The sequence below is a fragment of the Mesorhizobium sp. P2_F5 genome, assembly GCF_056403715.1.
Genome location: NZ_JBFUEY010000030.1, coordinates 1 through 13,949 on the forward strand (window position 1 = coordinate 1; position 13,949 = coordinate 13,949).

The 13,949-nt window shown below is 63.1% G+C and carries 17 protein-coding genes; 12 read left to right on the plus strand and 5 right to left on the minus strand.

Going from position 1 to position 13,949, the window contains the following annotated elements; all coding sequences use genetic code 11:
• Positions 1-357: 357 nt before the first annotated feature.
• Together AC1DYO_RS28615 and AC1DYO_RS28620 are read left to right on the plus strand one after the other, a co-directional pair.
• Positions 358-1,566, plus strand: coding sequence for an MFS transporter (locus AC1DYO_RS28615; protein WP_477267747.1), 1,209 nt, complete (start codon positions 358-360; stop codon positions 1,564-1,566).
• A 139-nt stretch (positions 1,567-1,705) separates the two neighbouring features.
• The gene (locus AC1DYO_RS28620; RefSeq protein WP_477267748.1) at positions 1,706-2,335 is read left to right on the plus strand and encodes an ankyrin repeat domain-containing protein; all 630 of its coding nucleotides are present in this window, start codon (positions 1,706-1,708) and stop codon (positions 2,333-2,335) included.
• Positions 2,336-2,384: 49 nt separating this feature from the next.
• On the opposite strand, the gene AC1DYO_RS28625 is transcribed toward AC1DYO_RS28620, so the two are convergent.
• On the minus strand, positions 2,385-2,687 hold the full coding sequence (locus AC1DYO_RS28625) for a DUF1330 domain-containing protein (RefSeq protein ID WP_477267749.1): 303 nt from the start codon (positions 2,685-2,687) through the stop codon (positions 2,385-2,387).
• Between the two features lie 165 nt (positions 2,688-2,852).
• Positions 2,853-3,419, minus strand: a complete 567-nt coding sequence (locus tag AC1DYO_RS28630) for a hypothetical protein (RefSeq protein ID WP_477267750.1) — start codon at positions 3,417-3,419, stop codon at positions 2,853-2,855.
• Positions 3,420-3,660: 241 nt separating this feature from the next.
• Between AC1DYO_RS28630 and AC1DYO_RS28635 the strand changes: the two genes are divergently transcribed.
• The 10 genes from AC1DYO_RS28635 (at position 3,661) to AC1DYO_RS28680 (ending at position 11,855) form a co-directional block, all read left to right on the plus strand.
• Complete coding sequence (locus AC1DYO_RS28635; RefSeq protein ID WP_477267751.1) at positions 3,661-3,849, plus strand: hypothetical protein; 189 nt, start codon at positions 3,661-3,663, stop codon at positions 3,847-3,849.
• 207 nt (positions 3,850-4,056) lie between these two features.
• Positions 4,057-6,276, plus strand: a complete 2,220-nt coding sequence (locus AC1DYO_RS28640) for a sensor domain-containing diguanylate cyclase (RefSeq protein WP_477267752.1) — start codon at positions 4,057-4,059, stop codon at positions 6,274-6,276.
• A 156-nt stretch (positions 6,277-6,432) separates the two neighbouring features.
• Positions 6,433-6,672 (plus strand): GDCCVxC domain-containing (seleno)protein, encoded by a 240-nt coding sequence (locus tag AC1DYO_RS28645; protein ID WP_477267753.1) that lies wholly within the window; start codon positions 6,433-6,435, stop codon positions 6,670-6,672.
• 31 nt (positions 6,673-6,703) lie between these two features.
• Positions 6,704-7,171: a hypothetical protein gene (locus AC1DYO_RS28650; RefSeq protein WP_477267754.1), complete on the plus strand. Its 468-nt coding sequence runs from the start codon at positions 6,704-6,706 to the stop codon at positions 7,169-7,171.
• Positions 7,172-7,371: 200 nt separating this feature from the next.
• Entirely contained in the window at positions 7,372-8,742 is a 1,371-nt protein-coding gene (locus AC1DYO_RS28655; RefSeq protein ID WP_477267755.1) for a multicopper oxidase family protein, read from the plus strand.
• 30 nt (positions 8,743-8,772) lie between these two features.
• Positions 8,773-9,213: a DUF411 domain-containing protein gene (locus AC1DYO_RS28660; protein ID WP_181060423.1), complete on the plus strand. Its 441-nt coding sequence runs from the start codon at positions 8,773-8,775 to the stop codon at positions 9,211-9,213.
• 28 nt (positions 9,214-9,241) lie between these two features.
• Positions 9,242-9,766, plus strand: coding sequence for a TlpA disulfide reductase family protein (locus AC1DYO_RS28665; protein ID WP_235984451.1), 525 nt, complete (start codon positions 9,242-9,244; stop codon positions 9,764-9,766).
• 3 nt (positions 9,767-9,769) lie between these two features.
• Entirely contained in the window at positions 9,770-10,483 is a 714-nt protein-coding gene (locus AC1DYO_RS28670) for an SCO family protein (protein ID WP_181060421.1), read from the plus strand.
• 41 nt (positions 10,484-10,524) lie between these two features.
• Positions 10,525-11,313 carry a DsbA family protein gene (locus tag AC1DYO_RS28675; RefSeq protein WP_477267756.1) on the plus strand — a complete coding sequence of 263 codons (789 nt, stop codon included), beginning with the start codon at positions 10,525-10,527 and terminating at the stop codon, positions 11,311-11,313.
• Positions 11,310-11,855 carry a hypothetical protein gene (locus AC1DYO_RS28680; RefSeq protein WP_477267757.1) on the plus strand — a complete coding sequence of 182 codons (546 nt, stop codon included), beginning with the start codon at positions 11,310-11,312 and terminating at the stop codon, positions 11,853-11,855. Before AC1DYO_RS28675 ends, AC1DYO_RS28680 begins: the two co-directional genes overlap by 4 nt.
• Positions 11,856-12,049: 194 nt before the next feature.
• Here AC1DYO_RS28680 and AC1DYO_RS28685 read toward each other — a convergent pair whose 3' ends face one another.
• The 3 genes from AC1DYO_RS28685 to AC1DYO_RS28695 all read right to left on the minus strand — a co-directional run bounded on the left by AC1DYO_RS28685 (position 12,050) and on the right by AC1DYO_RS28695 (position 13,947).
• Entirely contained in the window at positions 12,050-12,718 is a 669-nt protein-coding gene (locus AC1DYO_RS28685) for an ATP-dependent DNA ligase (RefSeq protein ID WP_477267758.1), read from the minus strand.
• A gap of 311 nt (positions 12,719-13,029) precedes the next feature.
• The gene (locus AC1DYO_RS28690) at positions 13,030-13,368 is read right to left on the minus strand and encodes a slr1659 superfamily regulator (RefSeq protein WP_477242300.1); all 339 of its coding nucleotides are present in this window, start codon (positions 13,366-13,368) and stop codon (positions 13,030-13,032) included.
• Positions 13,369-13,386: 18 nt separating this feature from the next.
• Positions 13,387-13,947, minus strand: coding sequence for a slr1658 superfamily regulator (locus AC1DYO_RS28695; RefSeq protein WP_477267759.1), 561 nt, complete (start codon positions 13,945-13,947; stop codon positions 13,387-13,389).
• Between the last annotated feature and the right edge of the window lie 2 nt (positions 13,948-13,949).

The window sequence follows — 13,949 nt, forward strand, 5'->3', positions numbered from 1 at the left end:
AAGCTGGCAGGAGCACAAAGATCGATGACACCGGCCTGATCATTGTGACACAACCGCGGCTCGATCGGACGCACTCTGTCATCCACGCCAGAATCCCTGCCGACCCAGATCGCCTCGGCGGGTCCCATTACAGAGTCAGGCTCCTAGCGCCGCAGAGCCACTCGTCAATTCGGCAGTGCATTTTGTCGGCGCCGCGCAGCCCTTCCGCCTGCTTTTGCGGCCTCCGGATGGACTTCCGCATAAACCAGATAAAAAATGCAACCGGATTGTCGGATTCGACATCGAGCCAACGTCCTTCGGACGCAAGCGGCGCAACGGAGCTGGCGCGCCGCATCGAACCGATTTCGGGAGAAGACCATGAACAATTCCTATCGTTGGGTCATCGTCGCGGCGGGCGCGTTGATGACCTGTGTGGCGCTCGGCGCGATGTTTTCGCTGGCGATCTTTCTCGAGCCGATGGCGCTCGACACCAACTGGTCGCGCACCGGCATTTCCAGCGCCATGACCCTGAACTTTCTGGTGATGGGCGCCGGCGGTTTCGCCTGGGGCGCCATCTATGACCGCGTCGGCGCCCGGCCCGTCGTCCTTGCCGGCGCGGTGTTGCTTGGCCTGTCGCTGGTGGTGGCAAGCCGCGCCCAATCGCTGCTGGTCTTCCAGCTGAGCTATGGCGTCATCGTCGGTCTCGCGGCCAGCGCCTTCTTCGCGCCGATGATCGCGCTCACCACCGCCTGGTTCGACACCCATCGCAGCCTTGCGGTGTCGCTGGTCTCGGCCGGCATGGGCGTGGCGCCGATGACCATCTCGCCTTTCGCGCGCTGGCTGATCACGGCCTATGACTGGCGCACGGCGATGTTCGATATCGGCGTGATGGCTTGGGTGCTGTTGCTGCCGGCCGTCTTGCTGGTGCGCCAGCCGTCGGCGGCGGTCGCGGCATCGGATGGCAGCGCGCCGGCGCCTGCCGCAGATCCCGGAATGTCAGTCGGCCAGGCGTTGCGCTCGCCGCAATTCCTGGTGCTGGGCATGACCTTCTTTGCCTGCTGCGCGGCACATTCCGGGCCGATCTTCCACATGGTGAGCTATGCCATGGCCTGCGGCGTGGCGCCGATGGCGGCGGTGTCGATCTACAGCGTCGAAGGCCTTGCCGGCCTTGGCGGCCGCGTGCTCTACGGCGTGCTCGGCGACAGGCTGGGCGCCAAGCCGGTGCTGATCGTGGGCCTCGCCATCCAGGCGGTGGTGATCGCCGCCTATCTCGCCGTCGGCAATCTCGAGCAGTTCTATCTGCTGGCTATCATCTTCGGCGCCACCTATGGCGGCGTCATGCCGCTCTATGCGGTGCTGGCGCGCGACTATTTCGGACCGCGCATCATCGGCACGGTGCTTGGCGCCGCCACCCTGCTCTCCAGCCTCGGCATGTCGTTCGGACCGCTCGCCGGCGGCATGATCTTCGACGCCTATGCCAGCTACTCCTGGCTGTTCATCGGCTCGGCGCTGATTGGCCTGGGTGCTGCCGGCATCGCCATCGCCTTCCCGCCGCAGCCCGGCCGGGAGCGGCTGCAAGCGGCGTGAAGTCCCTGGTTTCCGCCCTGGCGACGCGGAAATCTGTTTGCCCGATGCATGCGATTGTGAAAGGCTTCTGGCCGAAGATATCGCACGCCGGCCTGCCGGCGTGCGATCCTAGCCAAGTCCGTTCACGGAGGCAGTTGCGATGGGCCTGGAAGCCGAGGACGCGAAAGGCTGGTCGACCCTGTTGGGTGCGGCGGAGAAAGGCGACATCGAGACCCTCCGCGCCGAGCTGGCTGCCGGGGCCGACATCAACCAGACGGATGAGGGCGGCTGGTCGGCGTTGCATCTGGCGGCCCACAACGCCCGCGGCCCGGTGCTCGAAGCGCTGATTTCGCATCCGCAGATCGACGTGAATTCCAGGAACAAGTGGAAGAGCACGCCGCTCAGCCTCGCCGCGGCCAAGGGACACCACGCCGCCGTAACGGCGCTGGTCAAGCATCCCGACATCGATATCGACGCGCGCGCCGACTACTATGGCCGGACGGCGCTGATCGAGGCGGCAAGGACCGGGCATCTGGATATCGTCAAGCTGCTCGTCGAACACGGCGCCGACGTCAATGCGGCCGACAAGACCGGCCGCAACAGCGCGCTCATCGAGGCGATCAAGGGGCGGCACTATGACGTGGCGCAATATCTGCTGGAAACGAGGAAGGTGAACTTCCTCAACAAGGACATGCGGCTCAATGCCTTGATCTGGGCCGGCAGCACCCGCAATGCCGAGCTTATCGAGAAGCTGGAAGCAGCGATCCGCAGTTTCTTYGACGGCAAGTAAGCGCGTCAGATCGCTCCGGCACCTTTCTCCCAGCGCGACAGATCGCGGCCTAGGTCGGCGACAAAGCGATCCCGTCGACAGCCAGGATGCGTGTCCTGGCGCTGCGAAAGCGGATCTCCTTCAAACGCTCGTATTCCGGCGAGTCATACCAGGCCGAAAGCGATGCCATGTCGGGAAATTCGATGATGACGAGGCGGTGCGGATGCCAGTCGCCTTCGAACACCTTGGTCGCGCCGCCGCGCGCGAGATAGCGGCCGCCATAGCGCTCCTCGGTGGCCGGAACTTCACGCCTGTATTGATCGAATACGGCCGCGTCGGTGATATCGACATCGGCGATAAGATAGGCCGCCATCCCGTGTGTCCTCCCTGTTGCCAATCGTCCCTTCTCAAATTGCCTTGCACATCATCAGCAACGCATCGGCGCCCGCCGAAGTCGTCAAAATCCGCTGATGCGGCAATCATATTAGTATCAAATCATATTAAGCAAATCCGAGGAGACGGCTTGGTGACCAAGCTATCAGACGCCGCCGGCCTCCACCGTCCTTGCGACCACCCAGCGGTGCTTGCCGATCTTGCGGGCGCGCTGAAAACCTTGGCGTTCAAACATCGCCAGCGTGCCATTGTGCAGGAAGGCTCCAGCGACCGAGCGGCCTTCCGCATCCTCGGGATAGCTCTCCACCGTGCCGCCGCCGAGTCGGGCGATCTCGGTGAGCGCACCGGCAAGTGCTGCCGCGGCCACGCCTTTGCCGCGATAGGCCTTGTCGGAGAAGAAGCAGGTGATACGCCAGTCCGGTAGGTTCGTCAGCCCTTCCTCATAGGCGCGCCGGTGCTTTATGCGCGGCAGCTCCTGCGTCGGGCCGAACTGGCACCAGCCGACACAGGCCGCGCCGTCGAAAACGAGGGCCGCATGTGCATGGCCCTCGCGGACCCGGGCCTCCTTCTCGGCGCGGTTTCCTGCGGCGCCGACGCCTTTGGCGTGGAAGGCCATGCACCAGCAGCCGCCCCAGACGCCATTGTGCCGCTCGACCAGCGTGGCGAAATGCGGCCAGGTGTTTTCGTCGAGGGGTTTTGCGCTGAAGCTCATCGTGACCTCGTGAGCGACGAAGAATAACCGATCTGGAAAAACTTTGAAGCAAGGCGTCGGAAGCTGCGATCTCTTCCTGCCGGAACAACGGCTGCAGCCGACATAGGTTGTACAGGTTTCTCCCCATCCAGGACATCCGGCGCGGTCAGGACAATTCGATTCAAATGCGGCTGTGGATGTTTGCTTTCGGGTAAAGCGAGTCGCACATGTTCGGCGCACGGCGGGCAATAAGGAGAAGCTAATGAAAAGCGACTTTGCCGCCGCCCGGCTGCATCTGGAGCGGGCCTGCCACTATCTGCGCGGCAACGACGAAACGAGCAGCGAGGCCCTTGCGGCGCTCGACCTGTTGATCGAGGCGATCGCTGCGGCCCAGTACACACCGCCAGCGGCGGAGGTGGTGGATTTTCCACGGTCGGCAAGGCTGCGGTAGTCCCACGAAGAGGTCGCTTCGGGTGGGAGCGGCCTCGGCATGCCATCGGCTGACGAGCCGGCAATCGCCCGCCTTGATCGCGTGCGACGGGACAAGGTTCGGGCTCGCCGTTAGCACGTTGATAAGCATTTGGTAATACAAGACAGACAATGAAATACAGGCTCGATCCAGCGTATAGGATGCCGGTATCCTCGGCGGATTCGTGTCATGCGCATTAGAAGCCAGATCATCCTCAGCATGGTGAGCGCCGCGGCCTTGATCGGGCTGGTTGGCGGCGTCGCCATTTTTACGCAGAAAGCAGCGACCAGCTCGCTGGGATTGACCGAAGCGACCAACGTCGCGCGCGAACTGGCCGACACCATCGTCTTCAAATCATCCGACGGTTCGCCTTCGCTGCTCGAGCGGCCTGACGCGCTGCGCGAATTCCTGGAGTTGCAGCACCCTCGCTCGCTGCGCGATTTCGTCATCGTCGACCGCAACAAGACCGTCGTCGCCCATGCCGCCGACGAAGAACACCCTACCGGCTCGCGGTTCGATCACGACCCCAACAACGAAGTCGGCCAGACCCTGGTGGACGGCGTCCCGCGCAAGTTTTCCGATGCCCATGAAGGAAACGACATACTCGCCGTTCCTATACAGAATGCCGAGGGTGCGATCGCCGGCGCCGTACTGCTGGAATACGATCCCTTGCTGCGCGCCGCCGAACAGCGCACCAACGACATGCTCTGGCTGGTTGGCCTCAGCGCGGCGGCCGCAATGCTGGTTGCGACGGCATTCGCATGGCTGCTGCTCAACCGTTTCGGCGCCGGCCTTTCCGACATGATGCGAGGCATGCAATCGCTGGCAAAAGGCGATGCCATGACGCGCATAGATCACACCCGCAAGGACGAGTTCGGGCAATTGGCGCACGGCTTCAACATGATGGCCGACCAGCTTGCCTCCGCAAAGGCTCACATCGAGGACATCGTCGAGACGGCGGCCGAAGGTATTGCCGTGCTGGACGCCGATGGCCGCGTCGCCAGCGTCAATCCCGCGGCGGCGGCGATGATCGGACGGCGCGCCGACAAGATCGTCGGGCAGGACTGGGCCGCGGTGATGACAATGCGTGATCCCAGAGGCGGTGAGTTCGCCGGCGGGGCGTCGCCTGTCGAGCAGGCCTTGACCACCGGCCGCCAGCACCAAAGCGAAGTGCGCCTGGCCAAGTCGGATGGCTCGCATGTGCCGGTGATCGCGAGCTGCAGTCCGCTCAGCAGGTCCGACGGCGGTCTCGTGCTGACGCTGAGCGACATCAGCGAGCTGCGCCGCGCCGAGGGGGTGGTCAACGAGCGTGCCGATCAGCTGGCGGTGCTCAACCGTGAGCTGCACGAGAAGTCGGAGACCACGACCCGTCTGGTCAAGCTCGGGGAGCTGCTGCAGGCCTGTGTGACTTTCCCCGAAGCGTTTTCAGTGGTCGGCACCGCCATGGCCGAGTTCCTTGGTGGCTTGAGCGGAACCGTCCACTTGACCAGCGCCTCGCGCAACCTGGTCGAGGAAATGGCGCATTGGGGCGATATTCGGTCGAGCGTCGGGCAATTTGCGCCGGAAGACTGCTGGGCCCTGAGACGCGGCCAGGAGCATGTCGCCGGTCCCGGCATGCTGACCCCGCGCTGCGCCCATATCACCGAGAACGGCAAGAAGGGCTATGTCTGCATGCCGCTGGCGGCGCAAGGCGAGACGCTGGGTATCCTGCATCTGTGCGAGCCGAATGCAGCCGAGAGACCGCAATGGCTGGCTGAACGGCAGCAGATCCTGCGCGGCGTCGTCGACACGCTGGCATTGGCGCTGGCCAATCTGCGCCTGCGCGAGACGCTCAGGCAGCAATCGATCCGCGATCCGAACACCGGCCTGTTCAACCGGCGCTATCTCGAGGAAACGAGCAGCCGCGAACTGCGCCGGATGGAGCGCTCGGCCCAGCCGCTGACGATCCTCATGCTCGACGTCGATCATTTCAAGCAGTTCAACGACACGTTCGGGCACGAAGCAGGCGACCTCGTCTTGAAGCAGGTCGCCGCGACATTGATCGAGCACGCCAGGGACAGCGATGTCGTGTCGCGCTACGGCGGCGAGGAATTCGCCATCGTCATGCCGGGATGCTCGCTCGAGGAAGGCGCCGAGCGGGCCGAAGCGCTGCGCCAGGCAATCAGGCAGCTTCACCTGACGCATCGCGGCCGCACACTGGGCACCGTGACGGTCTCGTTCGGGGTCGCCGCCTACCCCGAGCATGGCGCGGGCTGGGCTGAAATCACCAATGCCGCCGATCATGCGCTCTACGAAGCCAAGGGCGAAGGACGCGACCGCGTCGTCGTCGCCAAAAGCGGCGTGCCCGGCGAGCGGCCCTCGATCCAGCTGGTATCGGCCGCGAAAGCGAGTGTAGACATTAAGGGCTAGGCTTTCGCCCGATCACCTATGTGCTTAGCGGAAAGCATGTGAGATGGTGATGTACGCATAACCTCACTGGAGGCCGATGCACTCGCGACTGTGTCGGCAGCGGTCATGGTCGGTGCGAGCGTTGCCACTACTGATTGCTGAACCGGTGCGATCCGCATGACGCAACTCACATCCACCCTCACTTGTCCGCATTGCGGGCATCAGGCCAGCGAGACGATGCCGGTCGATGCCTGCCAGTTCTTTTACGAATGCAGAGGCTGCGGGACGTTGCTCCGGCCGAAGGCGGGAGACTGTTGCGTTTTCTGCTCGTACGGAGATGTGCCGTGTCCGCCGGTCCAGAAGGCGCGTGCGGGAGGACGGCCGGCGTCGTGCAGCGGCAAGGATTGTCCGGGTTGACGAGTCGCGCCAGCGATGCCGAGCGGCCGTGATGTTGCAACAGCTGGCGATCACGGGCTTGGGACTTGCAAAAGCCGCGCTTTGCGGTCAGCCTAAAGGGATGGTGGCCCGGCTTTCGCCAAAACATCTGCTCGTCATGCTGCTCGCGGTCTTTCTGACCGCCGGGTTCAGCCTGTCCGCCGCTCAAGCCAGCGCCATGTCCGCAACGATGACAATGACAGCCGACGACAGCATGGCGATGCCCGCCGGTGCAGGCATGGGCAAGATGGCCGATGTCGGCATGAAGGGCGACTGCAAGGCCTGCCTCAAGGATGCCGGTGACAATGGCAATCCGATGCACTGTTCGCCGACCTGCATCGCGCCCGTGTTTGCGGTGCTGCCGCAGGGCCTTGCCATGACGACAGCTCCCCGCTTGCGGCAGCCGGCAGCGCTGCCCACACCGTTCCCGTACGGGCGAAGTTCCCTGCCCGACCCATACCCTCCCAGACCCAGCGCCTGACGCCGATTCAGCCGTCTTACGGCTGACCCCGGCGCCTGATCGCCTGCGCGCGCAAGAAGCGCCGCGGGCACGCATGGCAATCCAGTTCGATGTCGGCATGCCCGCCATCGATCGAGATCGCAAAGGGTTGAAGGGTGAATTACGATTTCCATTATTCCATATCCCGCCGCGGGCTTCTCGCGGCAGTGGCGGGCGCTGCCGTGTCCGCTTCGCTGCGTCCCGCGCGCGCCTCGGCCGTGGACCAACGCCAGATCAAGGTTGCGCCGGGCCAGGCGCCGTTGAACGGCGTCGACGGCCAATCTACCGCTGTCTGGACCTACAACGGCACCGTCCCCGGGCCGGCGCTGCGGCTGCGGCAGGGCGAGCCCGTCCGCATCACCATCGAGAACGGGTTGGATGAGGACACAACGGTTCATTGGCACGGCATCCGCTTGCCGAACGCCATGGACGGTGTGCCCGGCCTGACCCAATCGCCCATCAAGCCGGAAACAAGCTTCATCTACGAGTTCACGCCGCCAGACGCGGGCACCTTCTGGTACCACCCGCATGCCGACAGCCTGGTGCAACTCGGCCGCGGTCTTGCCGGCCCGCTCATCGTCGAGGAGGCCGAGCCCGTCGCCGTCGACCGCGACCTGCTCTGGTTGCTGCAAGATTGGCGACTCGCCGCCGACGGCCAGATCGCCGGCGGCTTCGGCAGCGCCATGGATGCGTCGATGTCCGGCCGCGTCGGCAACCTCATCACCATCAACGGCACCGCGCCGGGCGATCAGAATGTGAGGGCGGGCGAGCGCGTCAGGCTGCGGCTCGCCAATGCCTCGCTGGCCCGCATGATGGCGCTTCGCTTCGAAGGCCACCGCCCGGTCGTCGTCGCGGTCGACGGCCAGCCCTGCGACCCGCATGAGCCGGAGGACGGCCGCCTGGTGCTGGCGCCGGCCATGCGCATCGACATCGTTCTCGACTTGCAAGGTGACCCCGGCAGCAGCCACGCGGTCATAGACGACTTCTATGACGGCCTTGCCTATACGCTGACCAATCTCGCCTATGACAAAGCGGCGCCGTTGCGCGCCCATCCTCTCGACGCGCCTGTCGGCCTGCCGCGCAATCCGCTACCCGCGCCGGACCTCGCGAACGCCGTGCACCAAGAGATCATGCTGCAGGGCGGCATGATGGGCGGCGGCAAGCTGAAGGGCGTCGGCGGCATGATGGGCATGGGAATGCCCGGCATGAACGGGGGTGCCGCCTGGGCGATCAACGGCATGTCGATGACCGGCGACGGCCACGCCGGCATGGCGCCGCAGTTCACGCTCGAACGGAGCGCCACCTGCCACCTCACCATCCGCAACGAGACCGCCTGGTGGCATCCCATGCACATCCACGGCTTCAGCATGCTGGTGCTGTCGCGCAACGGCGCGGCCGTGCCACACCGGCAATGGCAGGACACGGTGCTGCTCGCCCCCAAGGACACGATCGAATGCGCCTTCGTCGCCGACAATCCCGGCGACTGGATGCTGCACTGCCATGTCGCCGACCACCAGATGGCCGGCCTGATGACCGTGCTCCGCGTCAAATGAAGTTGAACCGCTTACCCAAAGGAGACTGAAATGAAACTGATCTATCGCCTAGTCGCCCTCACCGCCCTTGTCGCAACGCCCCTGCCCGCAGTCGCGGCGACGATCCAGGCGGTCATGTACAAGAACCCGCAATGCAGCTGCTGCGAATCCTACGCCAACTACCTTGAGCACAACGGATTCAAAGTGGACATCAAGCCGGTCAACAATCTGTCGCAGATCAGCAGCGATGCAGGTGTGCCCGCCGACCTTGAGGGCTGCCACACGCTGATGGTTGACGGCTACGTCGTCGACGGTCTGGTGCCGGTCGACATCGTCAAGAAGCTGTTGACCGAACGGCCCGCCATCACCGGCATCACGCTGGCCGGCATGCCGACAGGCGCCCCCGGCATGGGCGGCGAAAAGGATGGCACCTGGACGATCTACGCCTTCACCAAGGACGGCAAGGCGCCAACCGTCTACGCGACGGAGTGAGAGCCCGGTGGTCATAAGCAGAGTAACGATGGCGATATTCGGCGCGTTGCTCGCCGCGGCGCTGCCCGCTTCTGCGGCGGAGGCGCCGCAGAACTTTGCGGTTGTCGACACGCCCGCTGCAGTGCCTGAGATCGGCTTCACGGACGCCGCCGGCCAGCCGAGAACGCTGGCCGATTATTCCGGCAGGGTGGTGCTGCTCAACATCTGGGCGACATGGTGCGCGCCTTGCCGCAAGGAAATGCCGACGCTCGACCGGCTGCAGGCAAAACTCGGCGGACAGGGCTTCGAGGTCGTCGCGCTGTCGATGGACAGGAAGGGCCCCGACGCCGTCAAGAAATTCTTTACCGAGATCGGCATAGAGCACCTTGAAGTCAACATCGACACTTCGGCCAAGGCCATGTTCACGCTCGGCGCGGTGGGCCTGCCGATGACTTTGCTGATCGACCGTGACGGCAAGGAAATCGGCCGGCTGATCGGGTCGGCCGAATGGGATGCGCCCGATATGGTCGACTTCATCCGCGGCCGCATCGCCGCCAACCCGGAAAGGAAATGAGCGATGCACATCCAATCGAGTTGGAACGAATGGACGCGTGTGCTGCTGGTCGCGCTCGCGGCGCTGGTCGCTGGCTTCACTCACGGTGCTCGGGCGCACTCGCTCGACGATGTCGACGCCATGCTGCAGAACGACGAGAAATATTTCCAGCCGATCGACAAGCCTGCGCCCGATTTCACGCTGCGTACCGCCGACGGTCGCACCGTGCGACCGGCCGATCTCCTCGGCAATGTCGTCGTGCTTCATTTCATCTACACATCGTGCCCAGACGTGTGCCCGCTCCATACCGAGAAGATCGCCGAGATCCAGAAGATGGTGAATGGCGCGCCGATGAAGGATCAGGTTACCTTCGTGACCATCACCACCGACCCTACAAAGGATACGCCAGATGTGCTCAATGCGTACGGACCGGCGCATGGACTCGACCCGGCCAACTGGCTGTTCCTGACCACGACCCCCGATCAGCCGGAGGATGCGACTCGCAAGCTGGCGGAAGCCTTCGGTCACAAGTTCAGCATGACCGATGACGGCTACCAGATGCATGGCATCGTCACCCATGTGATCGACAAGGAAGGACGCTGGCGGGCGAATTTCCACGGCCTGAACTTCGCGCCCGTCAATCTCGTCACCTTTGTCAACGCGCTGACCAACAATGTCGAGCGCCCGCACGCCGAGCCGGACGAAGGCTGGCTGGCGAAGTTGAGGGACCTGTTTTGAGGCGAGAGCACCGGGCAACTGCGAGAAAAGGAGAAAGGCACATGTTCATCAGGCCAAGACAGGCAAGCCCTTCCCGTGGCGGCATCCTCTGCACGCTCCTTATTGCCACGCTGACAGGTTGGCTACTGCTCAATCCGGGTTTGCAAGGCATATCGGCGCGTGCGGCCGGCGAGATGTCCCAGGACCAGCTCGATCAGCAAATCCATGACTACATCCTGGCGCATCCTGAGGTTCTCATGCAAGCACTGCAAAGCCTGGACCAGCGTCAGCGTGAAGCAGAGGCGGCCCAGGCAAAGCAGGTGCTGGCGTCGCGCGCCGACGACATCTTCCACGACAAGCAAAGCCCCGTCGGCGGCAACGCGCAGGGCGACGTCACCCTGGTCGAATTCTTCGACTACAATTGCCCCTATTGCCGGCAGATGGCGCCGATCATGGAACAGGCCGCAGCCGACGATCCGCAGCTCAAAATCGTCTACAAAGAATTTCCCATTCTCGGTCCGGATTCCCTGTTCGCGGCCAAGGCAGCGCTGGCGGCGCAACTTCAAGGCAAATATGGCGCTTTTCACAAGGCGCTAATCGGTGCGCGGACCAGGGTGACCGAGGCGGCCGTACTCAGGATCGCCGGCGAGGTCGGGCTCGACGTCGAGCGCATGAAGACCGACATGCAGCAGCCCGACATCCAAACATTGATCGACCGCAACACGGAGTTGGCCCAGGCGCTGAGGATCACCGGAACGCCGGGCTTCGTCGTCGGCGATCAGATTTTTCCGGGTGCTACCGATCTTGAGACGATGAAGAAACTGATCCGGCAGGCAAGGAGCGGCAAATGACGGCGAACCCAAACCGACGAACGGTCGTTCTCGGCGCAATCGGCGCCGCCACGGCCCTTGGCCTATTCGAGGACGAGGCTATGGCTACGGACGACCTGGCGGCCCGTTTCAAGGATCTCAGCCAGAACGGCAACAGCACCTGTTCGGCCAAGTTTACAGAGTCGATCGCGACCCTGCCTGCGATGTCACGGATTACAGGCTCATGTTGCAGCCCGATGGAAATGAAACGATATGCCGACCAGGTGAACGGCCTGGCCAAATACCGCGACATCGCGATGATCCCGAGCGATCCCTATGACATTCCGGCGGGCATCGCTCAGAAGATGATGCCTTACTACGACCTGAACCTCAGCGGCGACGAGCAGATGGCCTACGACTACGCAATGGCCAATTCCGAGGAGAAAGGCCCGTGCTGCTGTCCATGCTGGCGCTGGAAGGTGTATGGCGGACTGGCGAAATACCTGATCCACGAGCACGGCTTCACCGGCAAGCAGATCGTGGATGTGTGGGACCTTTCCGACGGCTGCGGCGGAGGGATGTAACTCGGAAGACCACCCCTAGCAGACGGAATTGGCGGCGATCTGAAAAGCGAGGCGGACCGCTCTCACGGTACTGGCTCGCGCTTCCGGAATCCTCTGCGGCCTATTTGCGTCTGTGCTAATATATTTTGATCACGCGAGGCGAATTGACTGGTTTCATTGCGATGACAGCGCAGCCGATGTACCGTCTCTCGCCGTCACGCGTGGCCATCAGGGCCATTGGAGCCGTGCCAGGCTCGCGAATGACGCTCGGCAATTCGGAAATCGCCTTCCTCGAAATATCCGGCCTTCAGCCATGCGGTCGACGGTCCGCTCCGGTAGCGGCTGTCGGCGCGCTTCGAGATGATGCCCTCAAGCCCGATCTTGTCGACGGCGCGGAGGATCGCCAGCGCATCGCCGTCGAAATGCTCGCTGTACCGGATCTTGCCGGCGCCAGGCTCAACCAGTTGCCACAGCGCCTGCTTGCGCTGCAGCAGGGGCAAAGGGGCAAGATTGCGGCCATCGAGATGGAGGATGTCGAACGCCACGAACACCAGCCGGCTCGGCTCATTCCAGATCGCGGTTTCCAGCGCAGGGCAATCGGGGGCGCCCTGCTCGCCGGCTACAATGACCTCGCCGTCGAGAATGGCAGCCCTGCATGGCAGCTCGACTGCCAGCGCGATGGGCCAGTATTTTGTCGTCCAGTCATGGCCGTTCTTGCTGAAAAGACGCACGCCGCCTTGATCGATGATGAGCTGCGTCCGATAGCCGTCGAACTTGACCTCGTGAACCCATCCCTCATCTTCAGGCGGTTGCTCGACCAGAGTCGGAACCTGCGGCGGAATGAACTCCAGCCGGCCGCCGCTGACCTTGCCACGCTTACTCAATGACGGACACCTTTGACCGCGTAGCGGGAGGCGTTGCCGGCACAGGCAGCGACACCCCAGCTTTCTGGACGCCTGCCGCCTGTGCCGAGCCCCCGCCAGACCCATTGCGAACATCTACGGACGAGGCCGGAATGTCGTTAGCTTCGCATCCAGATACTTATCCTTGCGTACATATCTCACTCGATGCGGCGCTCTTGCCCCGACTGGCCGATGCTGGCCAGGATTGCCGCTGACTCACGCAGTCCCTTGGCCAATTTCGGGCGACCCAGTTAAGGTCTGTTGGGTCTTCAGGCCTGAAGACCCAACAGACCTTAGTCCATCAAAAGCACCAGGGCGGGGTGCAGCTTCTTCAGGTTCGGCAATGATTTCGATTGCCAGGGTATGTCGGGCGTTCCACGCACGACAAGTCGAACATCGGGATGCTTGCGCACCTCGATGGTGAATTTCGCCAGCAGGTTGATGCCGGAAGAGTTGAGAAAGTGAAGGTCCTTCAGGTTGAGTGTAATGGAAGCGGGATTTGAGGCAAGAACACTGGTCGCCAAAGCCGTGACGGGCGCACCGGCCTCGGAGCTGGCAAGCCGCATTGCGCCGTCGAAGAAAATATCGCTTCCTTCGTTCCACACGCGGTAGTCGTCTGTCTTGATTTCCATGACCTGGCTTCGTTTCTTCTAGTTGTGCGTTTGCGAGATCGGAATGGAGGCATAGGTTTCCAGGCAAATCCGATCACCTTCGTCGGCGGAGCTGAATATCCAGGCCAGGCGTGCGCCATAGTCGCTCATCAACGTCAGCAATCCAAGTCCGGAGCGTGACACGTCGGGGCTCGCGGCATTCGCTTCAATTCGCTGTATCAGCAGGTCTCTGGGGTCGCCAACCGTGATGTCCGCCAGGAGGTTTTTGAACTCGGATGCGTTTTCACCATCGACGTCATTCGAGACCTTAAGCTTGAAGCACTCCGAATCCATCGACGCCTCGATCACGATCTCACCCGGTGCGCGAAATTTGACGGCGTTCTCGATGAGCTCGTTGACCAGATATCCTATGCTGTGCCGTACTTCGATGTAGTCATTGCGGGACGACCGGAAGCGCAAGGCGAAAAGATCGGCGATGAAGTCCGAGGTCGTGGCACAATGACGCCAACTCAAGTCGAGAGGTCCGTCGAACAGCCGCACGCGACTGACGCTCTCCTTCATCCCGATTGCAATGTCAGGGGTCCCGAACAGCGTAGTCATTG

Bases quoted from the DNA above. Each gene is read 5' to 3' on its own strand.
- AC1DYO_RS28625 (WP_477267749.1), bottom strand. From the start codon at position 2,687: ATGGCGGCCTATCTTATCGCCGATGTCGATATCACCGACGCGGCCGTA.
- AC1DYO_RS28630 (WP_477267750.1), bottom strand. From the start codon at position 3,419: ATGAGCTTCAGCGCAAAACCCCTCGACGAAAACACCTGGCCGCATTTC.
- AC1DYO_RS28680 (WP_477267757.1), top strand. From the start codon at position 11,310: ATGACGGCGAACCCAAACCGACGAACGGTCGTTCTCGGCGCAATCGGC.
- AC1DYO_RS28635 (WP_477267751.1), top strand. From the start codon at position 3,661: ATGAAAAGCGACTTTGCCGCCGCCCGGCTGCATCTGGAGCGGGCCTGC.
- AC1DYO_RS28650 (WP_477267754.1), top strand. From the start codon at position 6,704: ATGTTGCAACAGCTGGCGATCACGGGCTTGGGACTTGCAAAAGCCGCG.
- AC1DYO_RS28695 (WP_477267759.1), bottom strand. From the start codon at position 13,947: ATGACTACGCTGTTCGGGACCCCTGACATTGCAATCGGGATGAAGGAG.
- AC1DYO_RS28665 (WP_235984451.1), top strand. From the start codon at position 9,242: ATGGCGATATTCGGCGCGTTGCTCGCCGCGGCGCTGCCCGCTTCTGCG.
- AC1DYO_RS28645 (WP_477267753.1), top strand. From the start codon at position 6,433: ATGACGCAACTCACATCCACCCTCACTTGTCCGCATTGCGGGCATCAG.
- AC1DYO_RS28615 (WP_477267747.1), top strand. From the start codon at position 358: ATGAACAATTCCTATCGTTGGGTCATCGTCGCGGCGGGCGCGTTGATG.
- AC1DYO_RS28640 (WP_477267752.1), top strand. From the start codon at position 4,057: ATGCGCATTAGAAGCCAGATCATCCTCAGCATGGTGAGCGCCGCGGCC.
- AC1DYO_RS28690 (WP_477242300.1), bottom strand. From the start codon at position 13,368: ATGGAAATCAAGACAGACGACTACCGCGTGTGGAACGAAGGAAGCGAT.
- AC1DYO_RS28675 (WP_477267756.1), top strand. From the start codon at position 10,525: ATGTTCATCAGGCCAAGACAGGCAAGCCCTTCCCGTGGCGGCATCCTC.
- AC1DYO_RS28660 (WP_181060423.1), top strand. From the start codon at position 8,773: ATGAAACTGATCTATCGCCTAGTCGCCCTCACCGCCCTTGTCGCAACG.
- AC1DYO_RS28670 (WP_181060421.1), top strand. From the start codon at position 9,770: ATGCACATCCAATCGAGTTGGAACGAATGGACGCGTGTGCTGCTGGTC.